A 20710-nucleotide genomic window follows, 5' to 3' on the forward strand; every position below is an offset into this window, starting at 1 on the left:
TGGAGTTGCAGTTTCTAAGTCAAGGTCTGTCTTTTCTCGTAAACCAGTAGTCAAATATCGTCACTTGAATCGACGCGTTGAACGTGCGCGCACGGACCCCAACCATGACCCGGTCCCCCTTCCGTGCGCGCGGCGCGGGGGAGGAACTCAAGTGACCAGCAGACCCTGGACGTTCAGAGCGCTCGCCGTGGGAGTGACGCTCGCGACCGCCTCCGTGGGATTCGCCACCTTCGCGGTCGCGGAGGCGGCGACCCCGGCCGCGACCGCCACCGCCGACCGGCACGACCCGTCGGCGAAGCAGGACGAGCACGACCTCGACGGCCCCCTGAGCAAGACCCAGGAGGCCCAGCGCCAGGAGGCCCTCGACCAGGTCATATCCGGTAAGGCCCAGGTCAAGGACCGCGACGGTTCGAAGGTCGTCCAGCTCAAGGGCAAGAAGGGCGACAGCAAGTACGTCGAGCTCGGCCGCGAGAAGACCGACAAGATCTTCACGATCCTGGTGGAGTTCGGCGACCAGACCGACCCCCGGTACAACGGCACGGCGGGCCCGCTGCACAACCAGATAGCCCAGCCCGACCGCACCAAGGACAACTCCACGGCGTGGCAGGCGGACTACAACCAGGCCCACTTCCAGGACCTCTACTTCGGCACCGGCAAGAACACCGAGTCGCTGAAGAAGTACTACGAGAAGCAGTCCTCGGGCCGCTACTCGGTCGACGGTGAGGTCACCGACTGGGTCAAGGTCCCCTACAACGAGGCCCGTTACGGCAACAACGCCTGCGGTTCCACCACCTGCTCCAGCGTCTGGAACCTGGTGCGCGACGGCCTGAACGCCTGGGTCGCCGACCAGAAGGCGGCCGGCGAGTCCGACGCCGCCATCAAGGCCGACCTCGCCCAGTACGACCAGTGGGACCGCTACGACTACGACGGCGACGGCAACTTCAACGAGCCCGACGGCTACGTCGACCACTTCCAGATCGTGCACGCCGGCGAGGACGAGTCCGCGGGCGGCGGCGCCCAGGGCACCGACGCGATCTGGGCGCACCGCTGGTACGCCTTCGGCACCGACGCCGGCGCCACCGGCCCCGCGGGCAACAAGCTCGGCGGCACCCAGGTCGGCGACACCGGCATCTGGGTCGGCGACTACACCATGCAGCCGGAGAACGGCGGCCTCGGCGTCTACGCCCACGAGTACGGCCACGACCTCGGCCTGCCGGACGAGTACGACACCGACGGCGGCGAGAACTCCACCGGTTTCTGGACCCTGATGTCCTCCGGCTCCTGGCTGGGCACCGGCAAGGAGTCCATCGGCGACCTGCCGGGCGACATGAACGCCTGGGACAAGCTGCAGCTCGGCTGGCTCAACTACGACGTGGCCAAGGCGGGCGTGAAGTCCGCCCACAAGCTGGGCGTCGCCGAGTACAACACGAAGAACAAGCAGGCCCTCGTGGTCACCCTCCCCGACAAGGCGGTCACGACCACGGTCGTCACCCCGGCCGAGGGCTCGACCCAGTGGTGGAGCGGCAGCGGCAACGACCTGAAGAACACGCTGACCCGCGAGGTCGACCTCACCGGCAAGTCGTCCGCCGCGCTCTCGCTCGACGGCTGGTACGACATCGAGGCCAACTACGACTACCTCTACGCTGAGGTGTCCACCGACGGCGGCGCCAACTGGACCGCCCTGGACGGCACGGTGAACGGCGCGGCCATCCCGCGCGACGGCAGCGACAAGCCGGCGCTCACCGGTTCGATCGACGCGTACGCCAAGCTGTCGTACCCGCTGGACGCCTATGCGGGCCAGAAGATCCAGCTCCGCTTCCGCTACCAGACCGACGGCGGGGTGGCCCTGAAGGGCTTCACGGCCGACGAGATCACGGTGACCGCGGACGGCTCGGCCCTCTTCTCCGACAACGCGGAGTCGGCGGACGCCGCTTGGACCGCCTCCGGCTTCTCCCGCATCGGCGCGTCCTTCACCAAGGACTACGCGCAGTACTACATCGCGGAGAACCGCCAGTACGTGTCGTACGACAAGACCCTCAAGGTCGGCCCGTACAACTTCGGCTTCTCGACGACCCGTCCGGACTGGGTGGAGCACTACCCGTACCAGAACGGCCTGTTGATCTGGAAGTGGGACACCTCCGAGGCGGACAACAACACGCACACGGGCGACGGCGGTCACCCGGGCACCGGTCTGATCCTCCCGATCGACTCCCACCCGGCGCCGCTGAAGTGGTCCGACGGCACGCTGATGCGCAACCGCATCCAGGCCTACGACTCGCCGTTCAGCCTCTACCGCACGGACGGCATCACCCTCCACAAGGCGGACGTCGCGATGAAGATCAAGTCGTCGGCCGGGGTGCCGGTCTTCAACGACCACATCAGCACCTACTACGACGCGTCGAACCCGGCCGCCGGCGTCAAGATCACTGACACCAACACCAAGATCAAGATCACCAAGGAGGCGCGAGACGGCTCGACGATCTCGCTCCAGGTCGGCCCCGCGGTGAAGTAATCCCTATCGCTGCAGGTCAGGCACATATCGGCGGCGACCCCTTGGCGGGTCGCCGCCGATCGTGTTTAGGTGCGTCCTGTGGAGTTCTTATTGACGCCGACCCGGACGGGGATCTGATCGCATGGCCGCAGGAGGCTTCTGCAAGCTGCCCAACGGCACGGTCGTGGTGGCGCTGAACCTGCCCAGCCCGGCCGCCGCGGACGGCTCGTCCGCGGTACGGGTACTGGTACACGCCCAGAACCGCGCCCGCGCCCTGACCAGGCTCCGCAACCTCGGCATGCGAGCGGTCTACCTACGGGGCAACGCCGCCCCCCCGACCCCGGACGAGATCACGGCCGTCCTCCACCACCCCGACGGCCTGATATGGCGAACGGCACCTGACAACGGTGTCACGGCAACCGAACTCTGGAGACCGATCAGATCCCTACTCCGCAGACCGACCGCAGCGTGAGCCCCGCTTTTCAGCGCCGGGCTGAGCAGCCAACTCAGGGGCGCGAGGAACTGCGCGACCAGCCCCCACCGGCCCGCGGGTGCCCACCGGCACATGGCGTGGGTGTCGGTGTCAGACGACCGGCTTGCCGGTCAGTTCCACGCCGGCCTCGCGGAGCTCTTCCAGTGCGCGTTCCGTCGTGTCCTCCGCCACCCCCGCCGTGAGGTCCAGCAGGACCTGCGTGCGGAAGCCCTCCCGCGCCGCGTCCAGCGCCGTCGCCCGCACGCAGTGGTCCGTGGCGATGCCCACCACGTCCACCTCGTCGATCTTGCGGGCGCGCAGCCAGTCGCCCAGCTTCACACCGTTCTCGTCGGCGCCCTCGAAGCCGCTGTACGCCGCCGCGTACTCCCCCTTGCTGAACACGGCGTCCACCGCGCCGGAGGCGACCGCCGGGGCGAAGTTGGGATGGAAGCCCACCCCCTCGGTGCCGGCGACGCAGTGCGCCGGCCAGCTGCGGACGTAGTCGGGGTTGTCGGCGAAGTGGCCCCCCGGCGCGATGTGGTGGTCGCGCGTCGCCACCACGTGGCGGTAGCCGGCGGGCGCCTGCCCGATCAGCTCCGTGATCGCGGCGGCCACATCGGCACCCCCGGTCACCGCGAGACTGCCCCCCTCGCAGAAGTCGTTCTGCACATCGACGACGATCAAGGCGCGGCGCATGGTCGGTGTCCTTCGCATTCGATTTCGGTTCTGTCGACGGGGGAGACGCGTGGATGAAGCGTGCGGGTCCGGCCTGAACCTACGAGCGTAGAGACTTACGGGGGCGTAGGGGAGGGGGCTTTGCGGGGCGCGTACGCGGGCACCCGCTCTAGCTACCCGAGCGCCCCTGTACGTACTCCGTCGGAAGGACCGGTTCCCCTCGGGAGAGCTGGGTCGCGGACAGGGGGAGATTGGCCCGGGCCGCCGCATGGCGGGTGCGGGGCGCGTCCAGGGGCTCGCGCGCGACCACCTCGCCGGACTTCACCAGCTCGACCAGGAGCTGCTGGTCGACCAGGTCGGCCGGGACCTCGCCGGTGCCGACGACCTCGGCCTCCGCCACCCCGTCGGCGTCCAGGCGCCGCGCCGCCCACTTGCGGCCGCCGACGGACGTCTTGCCGCCGGTCGACTTCTTCGCCACCGGCACCAGCGGCGCCTTCGGGTCGGCGGACTCGGCGCGGGCGACCAGCTTGTAGACCATGGAGCAGGTGGGGTGCCCGGAGCCGGTGACCAGCTGGGTGCCGACGCCGTACGCGTCCACCGGCGCCGCGGCGAGCGAGGCGATGGCGTACTCGTCCAGGTCCGAGGTCACCACGATCTTCGTGTCGACGGCGCCCAGCTCGTCCAGCTGCTGGCGCACCCGGTGGGCGACCAGCAGCAGGTCGCCGGAGTCGATGCGGACGGCGCCCAGCTCGGGCCCGGCCACCTCCACGGCCGTACGGACCGCCTCGGCGACGTCGTAGGTGTCGACCAGCAGCGTGGTGCCCCGGCCGAGCGAGTCGACCTGGGCCCGGAAGGCGTCGCGCTCGCGGTCGTGGAGCAGGGTGAAGGCGTGGGCGGAGGTGCCGACGGTGGGGATGCCGTAGCGGAAGCCGGCGGCGAGGTCGGAGGTGGTGGCGAAACCGCCGACGTAGGCGGCGCGGGAGGCGGCGACGGCGGCCAGTTCATGGGTGCGGCGGGCGCCCATCTCGATCAGCGGGCGGTCCCCGGCGGCCGAGGCCATCCGGGAGGCGGCGGCCGCGATCGCCGAGTCGTGGTTGAGGATCGAGAGGATCACGGTCTCCAGGAGCACGCACTCGGCGAAGGAGCCCTCCACCCGCATGATCGGCGAGCCCGGGAAGTAGACCTCGCCCTCGGGGTAGCCCCAGATGTCACCGCTGAAGCGGTACCCGGCGAGCCAGCGCAGGGTGGGCTCGTCGACGATCTTCCGCTCCGCCAGGAAACCGAGGACGCCGTTGTCGAACCGGAAGTTCTCGACCGTGTCCAGGACACGCCCGGTGCCCGCCACGACGCCGTAGCGGCGCCCCTCCGGCAGCCGCCGGGTGAAGACCTCGAAGACGCTGCGCCGCTCGGCCGTACCCGCCTTCAGGGCGGCCTGCAGCATCGTCAGCTCGTACTGGTCCGTGAAGAGCGCCGTCGAGGGAACATCCACCGGCAGCCCAAGGTCCGCTGTGTTCATGACGAGGATGCTACCCCCATTTCGTCAGTGTGACGATTTTTCCTCGGCGTGGCAGCATGGCCATGTGACGTCACCCGCTCCCGTAGAGATCGAACGCACCGAGTCGGCGGAGGAGGCCTTCGCCGTACCTGAGCCCGACGTCCCGTGGATCACGATCGTGCACAACGACCCCGTCAACCTCATGAGCTATGTGACGTACGTCTTCCAGACGTACTTCGGCTATCCCAAGGACAAGGCCACCAAGCTCATGCTGGACGTCCACCACAAGGGCCGGGCGGTCGTCTCCAGCGGCAGCCGCGAGGAGATGGAACGCGACGTACAGGCGATGCACGGCTACGGCCTGTGGGCCACCCTCCAGCAGGACCGGAAGTAGCCCCAGCCCCCTCCTCGATCAGGACTCCTAGACCAGGACCGGAAGCAGCGAATCCCCTCCATGCCAGGAATCTTCGAACCGCTCCCCGGCGGCGGCGCCGCCGTCGCGCTCGACGACGTCGAGATCTCCATCATCCGGTCGCTGGCCGTCCAGCTCCTGGAGCTCATCGGACCCGGCCCCGCCGAGGACGCCCCCGACGACCCGCTCGCCGAACTGTTCGCCGAGGGCCCGAGCGAGGCGCCCAGCGACCCGGTGCTGCGCCGGCTCTTCCCGGACGCCTACTGCGACCCGGAGCGGCTCCCGGAGTCCTCGCAGGAGGCGGAGGAGCAGCGGGCCCATTCCTCCGAGTTCCGCCGCTTCACCGAGAACGACCTGCGCGCCGGCAAGAGGGAGAGCGCCCTCGCGGTGATCCGCTCGCTGGACGCGCTGGCCCCGGTGGAGAAGAGCGGCGCGGTCCTCAAGCTGTCCCCGGACGAGTCCCGGCAGTGGCTCGGCGCCCTCAACGACCTGCGCCTCGCCATCGGCTCCCGCCTCGACATCACCGAGGAGGACGACACCGACCTGCTCTACCGGCTCCCGGACGAGGACCCGCGCAAGCCGATGGTGATGGCGTACCTGTGGCTCGGCGGCCTCCAGGAGACCCTGGTCGCCACCCTTATGCCGTAGAAGGTCCGGATTTCGTGTTCGCTCAGAGGGCGCTCAAATCCGGATAACGATCCTGTCACCGATGCGGCCTGATATGGCTGTTTCGGCCGCACTATGTCCGCTTCTTCCAGTGGTGTGCGCCACAATCCCTCTCGGCGGATCCCGGTGATCAGCGTTGCGGCCGTGATAAATCTTCACGACCGCCCGGCGCACACACCACCCATGTGTACGACCGGGTGCGCCACCGAACCGGCAACCGCCGGTCTGGCACCGCTCCATCAATCCGGGGGGATCGAAACCCGATCCGCGGCCGACCAGAGGCCCGGGTCGGCATGGAGAAAGGCGCACACCACACATGACCTCCGCTCAGGTCGACACATCGGAGAAGGCGTCCAGCGCCTCCGAAGCCCCCGAAGAGGGGTACGAGCGCGGGCTCGGCAGCCGTCAGGTCCAGATGATCGCGATCGGCGGCGCCATCGGCGTCGGCCTCTTCCTGGGCGCCGGGGCGAACATCGCCAAGGCCGGTCCCAGCCTCATCCTCATGTACGCCGTCGCCGGCGCCATCGTCTTCTTCATCATGCGGGCCCTCGGCGAGCTCCTGCTCTACCGCCCGGTCTCCGGCTCCTTCGCCGAGTACTCCCGGGAGTTCCTCGGCCCGTTCTTCGGTTACTTCACCGGCTGGACGTACTGGCTGATGTGGGTCGTCACCGGCATGGCCGAGCTGACCGCCGCCGCGATCTACGTCCACTACTGGTTCCCGTCGATCCCGCAGTGGGTGACGGCCCTGGTCTTCCTGGTGGTCCTGTTCGGGGTCAACCTGATCTCCGTGAAGGTGTTCGGAGAGCTGGAGTTCTGGTTCTCCATGGTCAAGGTCACCGCCCTGATCGGCATGATCGTGATCGGCCTCGGCGTCCTGACGTTCGGCTTCAGCAGTGCCGGTGACACCGCGTCGGTCGCGAACCTCTACCAGTTCGACGGCTTCTTCCCCAAGGGCATCGGCTCCTCCCTGATGACCCTGCAGGGCGTCATGTTCGCCTACCTCGCGGTCGAGCTGGTCGGCGTCACCGCCGGCGAGTCGGAGAACCCCGAGAAGACCCTCCCCAAGGCGATCAACACGCTCCCCTGGCGCATCGCCCTCTTCTATGTCGGCGCGCTCACGGTGATCCTCTGTGTCGTCAAGTGGACCGAGTTCGCCCCGGGGGTCTCGCCCTTCGTCGCCGCCTTCGCGAAGATCGGCATCCCGGCGGGCGCCGGCATCGTCAACTTCGTCGTACTGACCGCCGCCCTGTCCTCCTGCAACTCCGGCATGTACTCCACGGGCCGGATGCTGCGCACCCTCGCCGAGAGCGGTGAGGCGCCGGCCGTGTTCCGCCGGCTGTCCGCGTCCAGGACCCCGGCGATCGGCGTCACGGTCTCGGTCCTCTTCATGGGCATCGGCGTGGTCCTCAACTACGTCGTCCCGGAGAAGGCGTTCGGCTACGTCACCTCCGTCGCCACCGCGGCCGGCATCTGGACCTGGCTGATGATCCTGATCAGCCACGTCCTCTACCGCCGCGCGGTCGACGCGGGCCGTCTGCCCGCCTCCTCCTTCCCGGCGCCGGGCGGCGCGGTGTGCTCGTACATCGCCATCGCCTTCCTGCTCTTCGTCACCGGCCTGATCGCGTACGACGCCGACTCCCGCGTCTGCCTCTACGTGATGGCCGGCTGGGCCGCCGCGCTCGGCGTCGGCTGGCTGGTCCTGAAGAACCGCAACCCGGAGATCACCGAGCAGCGCGAGCAGCCGTCGCCGGCGAAGGTGAGCTGACCACCCCCTCCGGACGTCCGCCCCGGGGAGCACTCGTGGCGTTCCCCGCGGCAGCCGCTCAGGACGTCCGGCATCTGGGCCGTCCCGTACCAGCCTTCGGTACGGGACGGCCCTTCTGCTTATCCTGACCGACATGCTGACCATCACCCAGGCCCTCGTCGACCAGATCGTCGCCCACGCGCGCAAGGACCACCCCGACGAGGCGTGCGGCGTCATCGCGGGCCCGGCGGGCTCGGACCGCCCCGAGCGCTTCATCCCGATGCTGAACGCGGCGATGTCCCCGACGTTCTACGAGTTCGACTCCGGCGACCTCCTGAAGCTCTACCGCGAGATGGACGACCGCGACGAGGAGCCGGTGGTCATCTACCACTCCCACACGGCGACGGAGGCGTACCCGTCCCGCACGGACATCTCCTACGCGAACGAGCCCGGCGCCCACTACGTCCTCGTCTCGACGGCCGACACCGACGGCCTGGGCGACTTCCAGTTCCGCTCCTACCGCATCGTGGAGGGCGAGATCACAGAGGAAGAACTCACGATCGTCGAGGCGTACTGAGGTCCGGCAGACCGACCTCTCACGGCCCCGGTGCTCACCCTGTCCTCTCCGCCGCCGACAGGCTTCCCCGCCGCTCCTGTTTCTCTCGTCGGCCACATCTCCCCGCCGCAGCGGCGCTCCGCCACGACGGCGGATTTCGGCGGTGCCGGACCGGCCGGTGGTGACCTGCGGGCCGGTGGGGTCTGGTCGCGCAGTTCCTCCCCCAGCCTTCGGCCGGGGGTAGGTACCCCCAGCGCCCCTGGGTGGGCTGTTGCCGACTCTGTCTCAAAGTGCGGTCAGAATTCGTCCGGGATGCGGAATCACACTCCAGGACCCCGGTCGGGAATCGATACGATGACCCCATGGTTTCCTACGACGTGAGCGACAAGGCGCCGGGCAGCATGCTCGTGGCGCGGCTGCACGTCGACCTGTGCAGGCTGAACAGCGCCATCTGTTGACGTTCCCTGCCGCCGTACGGCCGTGAGCCGCGGCGTGCCGCTGCGCGCCCACCCACCCAGACTTTCCGACAGGAGCCCTGAGCCATGGCCATCGAGGTCCGCATCCCGACCATCCTCCGCCAGTACACCGACGGTCAGAAGGCGGTGGAGGGCGGCGGTGACACCCTCGCCGACCTCTTCAACGACCTCGAGTCCCGGCACACCGGCATCCACGCCCGCATCGTGGACGACGGCAAGCTCCGCCGCTTCGTGAACGTGTACCTGAACGACGAGGACGTCCGGTTCCTCGACGGCATCAACACCAAGCTCAGCGACGGCGACACCGTGACGATCCTGCCGGCGGTCGCCGGCGGCATGGCCTGAGATCGGCATGCGCTACGACTCCCCGTTGGCCGCGGTCGGCAACACCCCCCTGGTGCGCCTGCCGCGGCTCTCGCCGTCCGCCGACGTCCGGATCTGGGCCAAGCTGGAGGACCGCAACCCGACCGGCTCGGTCAAGGACCGCCCCGCCCTGCACATGATCGAGCAGGCGGAGAAGGACGGCAGGCTCACCCCGGGCTGCACCATCCTGGAGCCGACCTCCGGCAACACCGGTATCTCGCTGGCGATGGCCGCCAAGCTCAAGGGCTACCGGATGGTCTGCGTGATGCCCGAGAACACCTCGCAGGAGCGCCGTGACCTGCTGGGGATGTGGGGCGCGGAGATCATCTCCAGCCCGGCGGCGGGCGGTTCCAACACCGCCGTGCGGGTGGCGAAGGAGCTTGCCGCCGAGCACCCGGACTGGGTGATGTTGTACCAGTACGGCAACCCGGACAACGCCGGTGCGCACTACGCGACGACCGGTCCGGAGATCCTCGCCGACCTGCCGTCCGTCACGCACTTCGTCGCGGGGCTCGGTACGACGGGCACGCTGATGGGCGTCGGCCGCTATCTGCGTGAGCACAAGCCGGACGTGAAGATCGTCGCCGCGGAGCCGCGGTACGACGACCTCGTGTACGGGCTGCGCAACCTTGACGAGGGCTTCGTGCCCGAGCTCTACGACGCCTCCGTGCTCACCACCCGCTTCTCGGTCGGCTCGGCGGACGCCGTGACCCGGACCCGGGAGCTCCTCCAGCAGGAGGGCATCTTCGCGGGCGTCTCCACCGGCGCCGCGCTGCACGCCGCGATCGGCGTCGGCAAGAAGGCCGTACAGGCCGGCGAGAGCGCCGACATCGTGTTCGTCGTCGCCGACGGCGGCTGGAAGTACCTGTCGACCGGCGTCTACACCGCCGCCACGACCGAGGAAGCCATCGAGACCCTCCAGGGTCAACTCTGGGCATAGCCCTCATCATGTACGCGCCAACCCCCTCTCATGAGGGGGCCAAGCGCCCCCTACGCCGCAGTAAAGATCTTCGCGCGGGGGAACCGGTCGCGGCCGAACCCCGTTAGGTTCTGCTCCGTCCTGTCATGCCACGCACATCGGCATCCCAGGGTGTACGAAGTGTCATGCTCATGACTGCGCACTCTGCCGCCGCTACGCGCGTCACGGGCCTGCCTTGTAACCCCACCGATGGAGGCAGTACCCCCATGCGTGAATCACGACGGAGCGTGCGAAGACTCCTCGCCTTCGCCTTCCCCGCTCTCGCCCTGGCCGTCTCCGGCTTCGTCGCGGCACCGACCGCACAGGCACAGGCACCCGCCCCCCAGCTCGCCCAGGCGTCCCAGACCTCCCGGGTCGCGCAGAACTCCAAGGCACTGACCGACCCCGCCCGGCAGGCCGTGCACAGCACCGGCAAGGCAGGGCAGAAGGTGCCCACCAAGCACCTGTGCGCCACCGTCTCCAAGCCCGGTGAGGTCAACTGCTTCGCGCAGCGCCGCACCGACATCAAGCAGCGGCTGTCCGCCGCGCTCGCCGCAGCCCCCTCCGGCCTGAGCCCGACCAACCTGCACAGCGCCTACAACCTGCCCTCAACCGGCGGCTCCGGCCTGACCGTTGCTGTGGTCGACGCCTACAACGACCCCAACGCGGCCTCGGACCTGGCCACTTACCGCTCCACGTACGGCCTGTCGGCGTGCACCGTCGCCAACGGCTGCTTCAAGCAGGTCAGCCAGACCGGTTCGACGACCTCGCTGCCGACGAACGACACCGGCTGGGCCGGTGAGGAAGCGCTCGACATCGACATGGTCAGCGCGGTCTGCCCGAACTGCAACATCATCCTCGTCGAGGCCAGCTCGGCCACCGACTCCGACCTCGGCACCGCCGAGAACGAGGCCGTCGCGCTCGGCGCCAAGTTCGTCTCCAACAGCTGGGGCGGCTCCGAGTCCTCCTCGCAGACCAGCGAGGACACCTCGTACTTCAAGCACCCGGGTGTCGCGATCACCGTCTCCGCGGGCGACTCCGGCTACGGCGCCGAGTACCCGGCGACCTCCCAGTACGTGACCGCCGTCGGCGGCACCGCCCTCTCCACGTCCTCCAGCACCCGTGGCTGGACCGAGTCGGTGTGGAACACCTCCAGCACCGAGGGCACCGGCTCCGGCTGCTCCTCCTATGACTCCAAGCCGAGCTGGCAGACCGACACCGGCTGCACCAAGCGCATGGAGGCCGACGTCTCCGCGGTCGCCGACCCGGCCACCGGTGTCGCGGTCTACGACACCTACGGCGGCTCCGGCTGGGCGGTCTACGGCGGCACCAGCGCCTCGTCGCCGATCATCGCCGGCGTCTACGCCCTCGCGGGCACCCCGGGCACCAGCGACTACCCGGCGAAGTACCCCTACAGCCACACCAGCAACCTGTACGACGTCACCAGCGGCAGCAACGGCTCCTGCTCCACCTCGTACTTCTGCACCGCCAAGACCGGCTACGACGGCCCGACCGGCTGGGGCACCCCCAACGGCACCACGGCCTTCGCCTCCGGCACCAGCACCGGCAACACGGTGACCGTCACCAACCCGGGCAGCCAGTCCACCGTCACCGGCTCCTCGGTCAGCCTCCAGATCTCGGCGACCGACAGCGCCGGCGCCACCCTCACCTACAGCGCCAGCGGCCTGCCCACCGGCCTGTCCATCTCCAGCTCCACCGGCCTGATCTCCGGCACGGCGTCCACCGCGGGCACCTACAGCACGACCGTCACCGCGACCGACTCCACCGGCGCCTCCGGCTCGGCCTCCTTCACCTGGACCGTCAGCACCAGCGGCGGCGGCACCTGCACCTCGTCCCAGCTGCTCGGCAACAACGGCTTCGAGTCGGGCAACACCACCTGGACGGCGAGCAGCGGAGTGATCACCAACTCCAGCAGCGAATCGGCGCACGCCGGCTCCTACTACGCCTGGCTCGACGGCTACGGCTCCACCCACACCGACACGCTCTCCCAGTCGGTGACCATCCCGTCCGCCTGCACCAACACCACGTTCACCTTCTACCTGCACATCGACACCGCCGAGACCACCACCAGCACCCAGTACGACAAGCTGACGGTCACCGCCGGTTCGACCACCCTGGCCACGTACTCCAACCTCAACGCGGCCTCCGGATACGTGCAGAAGTCCTTCAGCCTCGGGTCCTACGCGGGCTCGACCGTCACCCTGAAGTTCAGCGGTGTCGAGGACTCCTCGCTCCAGACCAGCTTCGTCATCGACGACACCGCGGTGACCACCAGCTGACAAGTGCCATGCTCTGACCGGATCCCGCCCCCGGAAGCCGTCCGGGTGCGGGATCCGTATGACGGGCGGCTACGTCATATCGGCATCAAGGGTCCGTTCCCCGACGGAAAGGCGGACACCTCATGCGCCGTACGACGTTCCACCGCGCGTCGCTCGCCACGGCCACCCTGCTCCTGCTGGCGGGCTGCGGCTCGCAGAGCGGGGGCGACGGCAAGGGCAGCGGCGCGGTGTCTCCCTCGCCCACCGCCTCCAGCCCCGGCACGAGCGCCAGCGCCAGCCCGAGTGCCAGTGGCTCCCCCGGCGGCTGCACGCCGCTGACCTCCGAGCTCACCGCCGCCGACAGCGGCCGTACCTACTGCCTGGCCGCGGACGGCACCTTCCGGATCACCCTGACCGGCACCGAGCAGCGCCCCTGGAAGAAGATCGCCGAGGCCGGTGACACGAGCGCCCTGAAGCCCATGAACTACGGCATCATGCTCCGCGGCGGCGACGCCGGAGCCGCCTACCAGGCCGTCGCCGTCGGCACCGTCACCCTCACCTCGACCCGCCCGCTGTGCGCCGAACCCACCGCGCCCGGCCAGGTCTCCTGCAAGGGCATCCAGGAGTGGCACGTCACCGTGAAGGTGGGCTGAGCCTCACCTCGCCAGGTGCCGCACCTGGTCCCACAGCACCGGGTCGACCACGCCCACCCGGCGCCGCAACTCCCACACCGCGATCTCGCGCAGCTCGTCCGTCTCCAGGAAGCTCGGCCGGCCCTGGGCGTCCCCGACCGAGCCCGGCGGCAGCGGGATCACCCCGGCCCGCTCGTCGTGGTACTTGCTGGTGATCTTCGCGATGGTCGCCCGGTTCCCGTGCACGGCCAGCACCAGACAGGGCCGGTCCTTGGCCCCCGGCCCGTCCTCGTAGGGCACGTTGGCCCACCAGATGTCCCCCGGGTGGGGATGTCCGGTCTGCTCGCGGGTGCCCCGTGGATGCCCCGGCGGCCGGGTCCGGTGCCCACGCGGACGGTGACCCCTGCCCCATCCGTCGACGAGCGTGGCGACCAACGCGAGCAGGACCACCGCCGCGAGCGCGAGCCACCATGACGTGTCCATACGACGACGTTACCGGCGCGAGATAATCGACGCGCGCCCTCTCGCAATCCTTATGCGCCGCGGGTCCAGCCGAACCGGTGACACCACAGGTGAGTTCGCCCACAACGGCCCCTGGCAGAGGAGCGACCGGCTCTTTTGCGCCTTACGCTCGACAAACCGCACGACCCCCGCCATACCCCATTCCCGACTCCGGTTCCCGGTCCTTCCGGGTCACCGCCAACGGAGGTTTCTGCTTCATGAAGCTCACCGTCGTCGGCTGCTCGGGGTCGTTCCCGTCCGCGGAATCGGCCTGTTCGAGCTACCTCGTAGAGGCCGACGGCTTCCGGCTGCTCCTCGACATGGGCAACGGCGCCCTGGGCGAGCTGCAGCGCCACTGCGGTCTCTACGACCTCGACGCGATCTTCCTGAGCCATCTGCACGCCGACCACTGCATCGACATGTGCGCCTATTTCGTGGCGCGCTACTACCGCCATGACGGCGGCCCGTGCCCGCCGATCCCGGTCTACGGCCCCGAGGGCACCGAGCACCGGCTCACCACCGCCTACGCCGACACCCCCACCGCCTCCTCGATGAGCGAGGTCTTCGACTTCCACACGGTCAAGCCGTCCACGTTCGACCTCGGACCCTTCACGGTCCACACCGAGCGGGTCAGCCACCCCGTGGAGGCGTACGCGATCCGCGTCGAACACGCCGGGAAGTCCCTGACGTACTCGGGCGACACCGGCGTCACGGACGCGCTGGAGGGCCTGGCCCGGGACACCGACCTGTTCCTGTGCGAGGCCGCCTTCACGCACGGCAAGGAGAACATCCCGGACCTGCACCTCAACGGCCGCGAGGCAGGGGAGACGGCCGCCCGCGCCGGCGCCCGCAAGCTGGTCCTCACCCACATCCCGCCGTGGACCGACCCCACCGTCAACCTCGCCGACGCCCGCGAGGCCTTCGACGGCCCGGTGGAACTCGCGGCGCCGAGGGTGACGTACGAGATCTGACCGTCGTACCACGGAGTTCAGGTCCGTGGGTACGGCAAAGGCCCCCCGCAGCCGCCGGGCTGCGGGGGGCCTTTGCCGTACCCGTGGGGGACTCACGCCTTCGTGAGGTCCTCCAGCTCCTCCTCGGGCTCGCGGCCCGGGGTGGGGAGGTTGAAGCGGACGATGGCGAAGCGGAAGACGAAGTAGTAGATCGCTCCGAAGACCAGCCCGATCGGGATGATCAGCCAGGGCTTGGTCGCCAGGTTCCAGTTGAGTATGTAGTCGATGACACCCGCGGAGAAGGTGAAGCCCGCGTGCACCCCGAGCGCCCAGGTGATCGCCATCGACAGGGCGGTGAGCACCGCGTGGATCACGTACAGCAGCGGCGCGATGAACATGAAGGTGAACTCGATCGGCTCGGTCACACCGGTCACGAAGGAGGTCAGCGCCATCGACAGCATCATGCCCATGACGGCCGCGCGGCGCTCCGGGCGGGCGGTGTGCGCGATGGCCAGGGCGGCGGCCGGCAGGCCGAACATCATGATGGGGAAGAAGCCGGACATGAACTGACCGGCCGTCGGGTCACCGGCGAAGAAGCGGGTCAGGTCGCCGTGGACGATCGTGCCGCTCGCGGTCTTGTAGTCACCGATCTGGAACCAGGAGACGGTGTTCACGAACTGGTGCATGCCGACCGGGATCAGCGCACGGTTGATCAGACCGAACAGACCGGCACCGAAGGCACCGAGGCCGGTGATCCACTTGCCGAAGTCGGAGATGCCGTCACCGATGGGCTTCCAGACCAGACCGAAGAAGACACCCATGACCGTGCCGACGAAGGCCATGATGATCGGGACGAGCCTGCGGCCGTTGAAGAAGCCGAGCCAGTCCACCAGCTTGGTCCGGTGGAAGCGCTGCCAGACCACCGCGCCCAGCAGACCCATCACCAGGCCGCCCAGCACACCGGGGTTGTTGTAGGTCGCGGCCACGTCCGCGCCGGCCTGGACCTTCGCCTCGGTGACGGGGAACGCGGTGAGGACGTTCTTGTAGACAAGGAAGCCGACCAGGGCGGCCAGCGCGGTGGAGCCGTCCGACTTCTTGGCGAAGCCGATCGCGACACCGACGCAGAACAGCAGCGGCAGGTTGTCGAAGATCGCGCCACCCGCGGTGGCGAACACCGCCGTGACCTTGTCGGGCAGGTGCAGCTTGTCGTGGATGTCCTGCTGGCCGAAGCGGAGCAGCAGGCCCGCCGCCGGCAGCACGGCGATGGGGAGCTGAAGGCTTCGGCCGACCTTCTGCAGACCCTGGAACAGACCGGAACCCCACTTCTTCGTGGGGGCCGCCGTTGCGGTGGCGGTTGTCATACTTCCTCCATCGGTGATGGTCTACACCACTCAGTGGTGTAGACCTGTTGTACACGATGGGGGCGTTATAAGGAACCCGTCGGTTCCGCAACCGCATCACTACGTGCTGTAGGCCGTACGAAGACTGTCCGCTCACGCCTTCGTGACGTCCTCCACCTCGTCCTCCGGCTCTCTTCCCGGCGTCTTCAGATCGAACCTCGTGATGGCGAACCGGAAGATGACGTAGTAGACCGCCGCGAAGCACAGACCGATCGGAACGATCAGCCAGGGCTTCGTCGCCAGATGCCAGTTGATGACGTAGTCGATCAGCCCCGCCGAGAAACTGAACCCGTCGTGCACCCCGAGCCCCCAGGTCACCGCCATCGACACCCCCGTCAGCAGCGCGTGCACCGCGTACAGCAGGGGCGCGATGAACATGAACGAGTACTCGAGCGGCTCGGTGATGCCCGTCACGAACGACGTCAGCGCCACTGACATCATCAGACCGCCGATCTCCTTGCGGCGGTGCGGCTTCGCGCAGTGCGTCATCGCGAGCGCGGCGGCCGGCAGCGCGAACATCATGATCGGGAAGAAGCCCGAGGTGAACTGACCGGCGCTCGGATCGCCCTCCAGGAACATGTTGATGTCGCCGTGCACCACCCGCCCGTCGGGCGTCGTGTAGCTGCCGAACTGGAACCAGATGGGCACGTTCAGGAACTGGTGCAGCCCGATCACCAGCAACGCCCGGTTCGCGACCCCGAACACCCCCGCACCCCACGACCCCGCGTCCCGCAGCCAGTGACTGAAGCTCTCCAGGCCGCTGCCGATCGGCGGCCAGACCCACAGACACAACGCGGCGAAAGCAATGGCCACGAACGACATGATGATCGGGACCAGCCGCCGCCCGTTGAAGAAACCGAGCCAGTCCACCAGCCTCGTGCGATGGAAACGGGCCCAGAAGAAAGCGGACAGCAGACCCAGCGCGATCCCGCCGAAGACCCCCGGATTCTGGAACGTGAACGTCGACACCGTCCCGGCGGCGACCTGGCAGCCGATACCCGGCAACGTCTTCGAACCGGCCGGGCAGTCCATCGGGAACTGGTGCAGCACCCCGTAATAGACGAGGAAACCCGCCACCGCCGCCAGTGCCGTCGACCCGTCCGCCTTCTTCGCCATACCGATCGCGACCCCGACGCAGAACAGCAACGGCAACCCGACCGAACTGTCGAGGAGCGCCCCGCCCGCGCCCTTCATCACCTTGGAGACGACCGTCCAGCCAAGACCCTGGTCGCCGAACACATCCGGCTGGCCCAGCCGGTTCAGGATGCCCGCCGCCGGCAGCACCGCGATCGGCAGCTGAAGACTCCGCCCCATCTTCTGCAGCCCCTGGAAAAGGGTGTGCCACCGCTCCCGCGCGGGACCGACCGTACTGCCGGCGCTCTCGGCACTCATGGACACGTCCTTTGGGCCATGGGGGGTTTGTCGACCGGGTGTCAGCTGGTGTAGACCAGTCGACAGACGGTTCCGCCGCGATGCTCGCCATCATTCGGCACGCGCGGCACGACCGCTCGCAAAGATGGGCCAACTGTGGGTTACTGCGACAAAGCGGTTCGGATCAGGGAGAGAACACATGGCCACCAAGGCTGAGAAGATCGTCGCCGCACTGGGCGGCCTCGACAACATCGAGGAGATCGAGGGCTGCATCACCCGGCTGCGCACCGAGGTCAACGACGCCTCGCTGGTCGACGAAGCCGCCCTGAAGGCCGCCGGAGCCCACGGCGTCGTCAAGATGGGCACTGCCATCCAGGTCGTCATCGGCACCGACGCCGACCCGATCGCCGCGGAGATCGAAGACATGATGTGAACCTCGCGGTTCACCCCGAAGGGGCTCCTCCCACCTAGGGAGGAGCCCCTTCCGCCGCTCCCGATAGGCTCATGGCCATGTCTCGAATCGACGGCCGCACCCCCGAACAACTCCGCCCGGTCACCATCGAACGCGGCTGGAGCAAGCACGCCGAGGGCTCCGTCCTCGTCTCCTTCGGCGACACCAAGGTCTTCTGCACCGCCTCCGTCACCGAAGGCGTCCCCCGCTGGCGCAAGGGCAGCGGCGAGGGCTGGGTCACCGCCGAGTACGCCATGCTCCCCCGCGCCACCAACACCCGCGGCGACCGCGAGTCCGTCAAGGGCAAGATCGGCGGCCGCACCCACGAGATCTCCCGCCTCATCGGCCGCTCCCTGCGCGCGGTCATCGACTACAAGGCCCTCGGCGAGAACACCATCGTCCTCGACTGCGACGTCCTCCAGGCCGACGGCGGCACCCGCACCGCTGCCATCACCGGCGCCTACGTGGCGCTGGCCGACGCCGTCGCCTGGGCCAAGGAACGCAAACTCATCAAGGCCGGCCGCCAGCCCCTGACCGGCACGGTCTCCGCCGTCTCGGTCGGCATCGTCGGCGGCGTCCCCCTCCTCGACCTCTGTTACGAGGAAGACGTCAGGGCCGACACCGACATGAACGTCGTCTGCACCGGCGACGGCCGCTTCGTCGAGGTCCAGGGCACCGCCGAGGCCGAGCCCTTCGCCCGCGACGAACTCAACGCCCTCCTCGACCTCGCGGTCACCGGCTGCACCGAACTCGCCGCCATCCAGCGGGCCGCGCTCGAAGCCACCCTCGCGGCAAAGTAAAGGGCGACCAAAAAGCGGAGGTACGGCAGGGCAACCCGAGCGGCGGACCCCGCGTCCCTATGGATACGGGCGCACGGCATCACCACCGTGCGCCCGGCCAGTCGTACACAACGGGAGGGGAACACCGTCATGGCCGCCGACCGACGCCGAGGCCGTCGCATCACCGCCATCGCCGCCGCAGCCGCGACCACCGCGCTCACCGCCGCCCTGCTCACCGGCTGCGACTCGATGAACAAGGCCCTGGACTGCGTCCAGACCGCCGACACCATCGCCGACAGCGTCACCGACCTCCAGCAGGCCGTGGAGAAGGCGTCGAACGACCCGACCCGGATCGAAGCGGCCATCACGTCCATCGGGAACAACCTCGACAAGATCCACAACAAGACGGACAACGTCGACCTCGACAAGGCCACCCAGGACATGCGCCAGGCCCTGGCCAAGGTCCAGACGGCCGTCCACAACGGTGACAACACACCCGACATCAGCGGGGTCACGGACGCGGCCGGCGAACTGACGAAGGTCTGCAAGCCGTAGCGGGCGACCGGCGGGTGGAACCCGGCGCGGGGGCCGCGGCGCTGCCGGGATACTGGTCCCCATGACCCGCCTGATCCTCGCCACCCGCAACGCCGGAAAGATCACCGAGCTCCGTGCCATCCTCGCAGCGGCCGGCCTGCCCCACGAGTTGGTGGGCGCGGACTCGTACCCCGACATCCCCGACGTCAGGGAAACGGGCGTCACCTTCGCCGAGAACGCGCTGCTGAAGGCCCACGCCCTCGCCCAGGCCACGGGCCTTCCTGCCGTCGCCGACGACTCCGGCCTCTGTGTGGACGTCCTGAACGGCGCCCCCGGCATCTTCTCCGCCCGCTGGGCCGGCCGCCACGGCGACGACAAGGCCAACCTGGACCTCCTCCTCGCCCAACTGTCGGACATCGCCGACGAGCACAGGGGCGCCCACTTCGCGTGCGCGGCGGCCCTTGCGCTGCCCGACGGGCGGGAGCAGGTGGTCGAGGGCCGGCTTCGCGGCGCGCTCCGCCACACCCCGACGGGCACGAACGGCTTCGGCTACGACCCGATCCTCCAGCCGGAGGGCGAGACGCGGACCTGCGCGGAGCTGACCCCCGACGAGAAGAACGCGATCAGCCACCGGGGGAAGGCGTTCCGGGCGTTGGTGCCGGTGGTGCGGGAGTTGTTGGGCTGATTGCCCGCACGGAAACGGCCTGCGTATCGCTCCTTGGATCCGCAGGCCGTTTGTGTGCGGCGGAAGGGATTCGAACCCTCAAGCCCGTTAAGGGCCACAGGACCTAAACCTGCTGCGTCGCCGTTGCGCCACCGCCGCCAGCGCCTGTCATCGTACCGGGAGTTGTCCGCTGCCGTTCGCCTCCCCTGCGTCATGTGCTGGTGATCGCGTGGCAGTTCGGGTACGGCACGGGCTTGTCGAGCCGGCCGGGACCGGAGAAGAGGAAACGGCTCGCACCAGGTCGATCCCGGTGCGAGCCGTCAGTGGTGGATGAGGGTGGGCGTCAGATGCCCAGATCCTTGATGATCTTGGCTACGTGGCCGGTCGCGCGGACGTTGTAGAGGGCCTTCTCCACCTTGCCCTGCTCGTCGACGATGATCGTGGAGCGGATGACGCCCAGGTAGGTCTTGCCGTAGTTCATCTTCTCGCCGAAGGCGCCGTACGCGTCCAGGACCTTCTTGTCGGGGTCGGCGAGGAGGGTGACCTTGAGATTCTCCTTCTCGCGGAACTTGCCGAGCTTCTCGGGGGCGTCGGGGGAGATGCCGAGGACGTCGTAGCCGGCGTCGGCCAGGAGGGAGAGGTTGTCCGTGAAGTCGCAGGCCTGCTTCGTGCAGCCGGGGGTGAGCGCGGCCGGGTAGAAGTAGACGATGACCTTGCGGCCCTTGTGGGCGGAGAGGGACACCTCGTTGCCGTCGGCGTCGGGGAGGGTGAAGTCGGGGGCTACGTCCCCGGGCTGGAGTCGCTCGCTCATCGGTCTAGCGTAACGGGGGGTCCTGGCATG

The 20710-nt window shown here is 68.7% G+C and carries 22 protein-coding genes and 1 tRNA gene; 16 read left to right on the top strand and 7 right to left on the bottom strand.

All coding sequences use genetic code 11. The features are described from left to right. Nucleotides 1-151 precede the first annotated feature (151 nt). On the top strand, nucleotides 152-2512 hold the full coding sequence (locus EDD90_RS33535; RefSeq protein ID WP_123976627.1) for an immune inhibitor A domain-containing protein: 2361 nt from the start codon (nucleotides 152-154) through the stop codon (nucleotides 2510-2512). A 121-nt stretch (nucleotides 2513-2633) separates the two neighbouring features. Beyond that, nucleotides 2634-2963, top strand: a complete 330-nt coding sequence (locus tag EDD90_RS33540; protein WP_123976628.1) for a hypothetical protein — start codon at nucleotides 2634-2636, stop codon at nucleotides 2961-2963. 111 nt (nucleotides 2964-3074) lie between these two features. Here the strand turns inward: EDD90_RS33540 and EDD90_RS33545 are convergent, their stop codons facing one another. Both EDD90_RS33545 and EDD90_RS33550 read right to left on the bottom strand, forming a co-directional pair. Continuing rightward, nucleotides 3075-3659 (bottom strand): nicotinamidase, encoded by a 585-nt coding sequence (locus tag EDD90_RS33545; RefSeq protein WP_123976629.1) that lies wholly within the window; start codon nucleotides 3657-3659, stop codon nucleotides 3075-3077. 148 nt (nucleotides 3660-3807) lie between these two features. Then, nucleotides 3808-5154: a nicotinate phosphoribosyltransferase gene (locus EDD90_RS33550; protein ID WP_123976630.1), complete on the bottom strand. Its 1347-nt coding sequence runs from the start codon at nucleotides 5152-5154 to the stop codon at nucleotides 3808-3810. A gap of 7 nt (nucleotides 5155-5161) precedes the next feature. Here EDD90_RS33550 and clpS point away from each other — a divergent pair, with 7 nt between their 5' ends. The 9 genes from clpS to EDD90_RS33590 all read left to right on the top strand — a co-directional run bounded on the left by clpS (nucleotide 5162) and on the right by EDD90_RS33590 (nucleotide 13240). Next, the gene (clpS, locus tag EDD90_RS33555; protein WP_123981926.1) at nucleotides 5162-5527 is read left to right on the top strand and encodes an ATP-dependent Clp protease adapter ClpS; all 366 of its coding nucleotides are present in this window, start codon (nucleotides 5162-5164) and stop codon (nucleotides 5525-5527) included. Between the two features lie 60 nt (nucleotides 5528-5587). Next, nucleotides 5588-6193 carry a DUF2017 domain-containing protein gene (locus tag EDD90_RS33560; protein ID WP_123976631.1) on the top strand — a complete coding sequence of 202 codons (606 nt, stop codon included), beginning with the start codon at nucleotides 5588-5590 and terminating at the stop codon, nucleotides 6191-6193. Nucleotides 6194-6527: 334 nt separating this feature from the next. Further along, the gene (locus EDD90_RS33565; RefSeq protein WP_123976632.1) at nucleotides 6528-7976 is read left to right on the top strand and encodes an amino acid permease; all 1449 of its coding nucleotides are present in this window, start codon (nucleotides 6528-6530) and stop codon (nucleotides 7974-7976) included. Between the two features lie 133 nt (nucleotides 7977-8109). Further along, nucleotides 8110-8532, top strand: a complete 423-nt coding sequence (locus tag EDD90_RS33570; RefSeq protein ID WP_123976633.1) for a Mov34/MPN/PAD-1 family protein — start codon at nucleotides 8110-8112, stop codon at nucleotides 8530-8532. 341 nt (nucleotides 8533-8873) lie between these two features. Beyond that, nucleotides 8874-8969, top strand: a complete 96-nt coding sequence (locus tag EDD90_RS58655) for a putative leader peptide (RefSeq protein WP_311737230.1) — start codon at nucleotides 8874-8876, stop codon at nucleotides 8967-8969. A gap of 84 nt (nucleotides 8970-9053) precedes the next feature. After that, nucleotides 9054-9332, top strand: coding sequence for a MoaD/ThiS family protein (locus EDD90_RS33575; protein ID WP_123976634.1), 279 nt, complete (start codon nucleotides 9054-9056; stop codon nucleotides 9330-9332). Between the two features lie 7 nt (nucleotides 9333-9339). Next, nucleotides 9340-10290 (top strand): PLP-dependent cysteine synthase family protein, encoded by a 951-nt coding sequence (locus tag EDD90_RS33580; protein ID WP_123976635.1) that lies wholly within the window; start codon nucleotides 9340-9342, stop codon nucleotides 10288-10290. Nucleotides 10291-10535: 245 nt separating this feature from the next. Next, nucleotides 10536-12608 (top strand): putative Ig domain-containing protein, encoded by a 2073-nt coding sequence (locus tag EDD90_RS33585; protein ID WP_123976636.1) that lies wholly within the window; start codon nucleotides 10536-10538, stop codon nucleotides 12606-12608. A gap of 122 nt (nucleotides 12609-12730) precedes the next feature. After that, the gene (locus EDD90_RS33590; protein ID WP_123976637.1) at nucleotides 12731-13240 is read left to right on the top strand and encodes a hypothetical protein; all 510 of its coding nucleotides are present in this window, start codon (nucleotides 12731-12733) and stop codon (nucleotides 13238-13240) included. Nucleotides 13241-13243: 3 nt separating this feature from the next. Here EDD90_RS33590 and EDD90_RS33595 read toward each other — a convergent pair whose 3' ends face one another. Continuing rightward, nucleotides 13244-13702, bottom strand: coding sequence for a type II toxin-antitoxin system PemK/MazF family toxin (locus EDD90_RS33595; RefSeq protein ID WP_123976638.1), 459 nt, complete (start codon nucleotides 13700-13702; stop codon nucleotides 13244-13246). Between the two features lie 236 nt (nucleotides 13703-13938). Here EDD90_RS33595 and EDD90_RS33600 point away from each other — a divergent pair, with 236 nt between their 5' ends. Next, nucleotides 13939-14691 carry an MBL fold metallo-hydrolase gene (locus tag EDD90_RS33600; RefSeq protein WP_123976639.1) on the top strand — a complete coding sequence of 251 codons (753 nt, stop codon included), beginning with the start codon at nucleotides 13939-13941 and terminating at the stop codon, nucleotides 14689-14691. 92 nt (nucleotides 14692-14783) lie between these two features. Here the strand turns inward: EDD90_RS33600 and EDD90_RS33605 are convergent, their stop codons facing one another. Beyond that, on the bottom strand, nucleotides 14784-16031 hold the full coding sequence (locus EDD90_RS33605; RefSeq protein ID WP_123976640.1) for a PTS transporter subunit EIIC: 1248 nt from the start codon (nucleotides 16029-16031) through the stop codon (nucleotides 14784-14786). Nucleotides 16032-16163: 132 nt separating this feature from the next. Further along, nucleotides 16164-17462: a PTS transporter subunit EIIC gene (locus tag EDD90_RS33610; RefSeq protein WP_123976641.1), complete on the bottom strand. Its 1299-nt coding sequence runs from the start codon at nucleotides 17460-17462 to the stop codon at nucleotides 16164-16166. A 178-nt stretch (nucleotides 17463-17640) separates the two neighbouring features. Between EDD90_RS33610 and EDD90_RS33615 the strand changes: the two genes are divergently transcribed. The 4 genes from EDD90_RS33615 (at nucleotide 17641) to rdgB (ending at nucleotide 19890) form a co-directional block, all read left to right on the top strand. Continuing rightward, a complete protein-coding gene (locus EDD90_RS33615) occupies nucleotides 17641-17874 on the top strand; it encodes a glucose PTS transporter subunit EIIB (RefSeq protein ID WP_123976642.1) in 234 nt (77 codons plus the stop codon). Nucleotides 17875-17951: 77 nt separating this feature from the next. Beyond that, nucleotides 17952-18692 carry a ribonuclease PH gene (gene rph, locus EDD90_RS33620; RefSeq protein ID WP_123976643.1) on the top strand — a complete coding sequence of 247 codons (741 nt, stop codon included), beginning with the start codon at nucleotides 17952-17954 and terminating at the stop codon, nucleotides 18690-18692. A gap of 129 nt (nucleotides 18693-18821) precedes the next feature. Then, on the top strand, nucleotides 18822-19226 hold the full coding sequence (locus tag EDD90_RS33625; protein WP_123976644.1) for a hypothetical protein: 405 nt from the start codon (nucleotides 18822-18824) through the stop codon (nucleotides 19224-19226). 61 nt (nucleotides 19227-19287) lie between these two features. Continuing rightward, the gene (rdgB, locus tag EDD90_RS33630; RefSeq protein WP_123976645.1) at nucleotides 19288-19890 is read left to right on the top strand and encodes an RdgB/HAM1 family non-canonical purine NTP pyrophosphatase; all 603 of its coding nucleotides are present in this window, start codon (nucleotides 19288-19290) and stop codon (nucleotides 19888-19890) included. 55 nt (nucleotides 19891-19945) lie between these two features. Here rdgB and EDD90_RS33635 read toward each other — a convergent pair. Both EDD90_RS33635 and bcp read right to left on the bottom strand, forming a co-directional pair. Further along, nucleotides 19946-20028: transfer RNA gene (locus EDD90_RS33635), tRNA-Leu, on the bottom strand. Between the two features lie 184 nt (nucleotides 20029-20212). Further along, nucleotides 20213-20680 (bottom strand): thioredoxin-dependent thiol peroxidase, encoded by a 468-nt coding sequence (bcp, locus tag EDD90_RS33640; RefSeq protein ID WP_123976646.1) that lies wholly within the window; start codon nucleotides 20678-20680, stop codon nucleotides 20213-20215. Nucleotides 20681-20710: the final 30 nt, after the last annotated feature.

Source organism: Streptomyces sp. Ag109_O5-1 (assembly GCF_003814875.1).
GTDB classification, from domain to species: domain Bacteria; phylum Actinomycetota; class Actinomycetes; order Streptomycetales; family Streptomycetaceae; genus Streptomyces; species Streptomyces sasae.

Coding starts and splice junctions, on each gene's coding strand:
- EDD90_RS33565 (WP_123976632.1), top strand. CDS start 6,528: ATGACCTCCGCTCAGGTCGACACATCGGAGAAGGCGTCCAGCGCCTCC.
- EDD90_RS33595 (WP_123976638.1), bottom strand. CDS start 13,702: ATGGACACGTCATGGTGGCTCGCGCTCGCGGCGGTGGTCCTGCTCGCG.
- bcp (WP_123976646.1), bottom strand. CDS start 20,680: ATGAGCGAGCGACTCCAGCCCGGGGACGTAGCCCCCGACTTCACCCTC.
- EDD90_RS33590 (WP_123976637.1), top strand. CDS start 12,731: ATGCGCCGTACGACGTTCCACCGCGCGTCGCTCGCCACGGCCACCCTG.
- rph (WP_123976643.1), top strand. CDS start 17,952: ATGTCTCGAATCGACGGCCGCACCCCCGAACAACTCCGCCCGGTCACC.
- EDD90_RS33545 (WP_123976629.1), bottom strand. CDS start 3,659: ATGCGCCGCGCCTTGATCGTCGTCGATGTGCAGAACGACTTCTGCGAG.
- EDD90_RS33600 (WP_123976639.1), top strand. CDS start 13,939: ATGAAGCTCACCGTCGTCGGCTGCTCGGGGTCGTTCCCGTCCGCGGAA.
- EDD90_RS33560 (WP_123976631.1), top strand. CDS start 5,588: ATGCCAGGAATCTTCGAACCGCTCCCCGGCGGCGGCGCCGCCGTCGCG.
- EDD90_RS33580 (WP_123976635.1), top strand. CDS start 9,340: ATGCGCTACGACTCCCCGTTGGCCGCGGTCGGCAACACCCCCCTGGTG.
- EDD90_RS33625 (WP_123976644.1), top strand. CDS start 18,822: ATGGCCGCCGACCGACGCCGAGGCCGTCGCATCACCGCCATCGCCGCC.
- EDD90_RS33610 (WP_123976641.1), bottom strand. CDS start 17,462: ATGAGTGCCGAGAGCGCCGGCAGTACGGTCGGTCCCGCGCGGGAGCGG.
- EDD90_RS58655 (WP_311737230.1), top strand. CDS start 8,874: ATGGTTTCCTACGACGTGAGCGACAAGGCGCCGGGCAGCATGCTCGTG.
- EDD90_RS33540 (WP_123976628.1), top strand. CDS start 2,634: ATGGCCGCAGGAGGCTTCTGCAAGCTGCCCAACGGCACGGTCGTGGTG.
- EDD90_RS33570 (WP_123976633.1), top strand. CDS start 8,110: ATGCTGACCATCACCCAGGCCCTCGTCGACCAGATCGTCGCCCACGCG.
- EDD90_RS33575 (WP_123976634.1), top strand. CDS start 9,054: ATGGCCATCGAGGTCCGCATCCCGACCATCCTCCGCCAGTACACCGAC.
- EDD90_RS33615 (WP_123976642.1), top strand. CDS start 17,641: ATGGCCACCAAGGCTGAGAAGATCGTCGCCGCACTGGGCGGCCTCGAC.
- EDD90_RS33550 (WP_123976630.1), bottom strand. CDS start 5,154: ATGAACACAGCGGACCTTGGGCTGCCGGTGGATGTTCCCTCGACGGCG.
- rdgB (WP_123976645.1), top strand. CDS start 19,288: ATGACCCGCCTGATCCTCGCCACCCGCAACGCCGGAAAGATCACCGAG.
- EDD90_RS33585 (WP_123976636.1), top strand. CDS start 10,536: ATGCGTGAATCACGACGGAGCGTGCGAAGACTCCTCGCCTTCGCCTTC.
- clpS (WP_123981926.1), top strand. CDS start 5,162: ATGCTACCCCCATTTCGTCAGTGTGACGATTTTTCCTCGGCGTGGCAG.
- EDD90_RS33605 (WP_123976640.1), bottom strand. CDS start 16,031: ATGACAACCGCCACCGCAACGGCGGCCCCCACGAAGAAGTGGGGTTCC.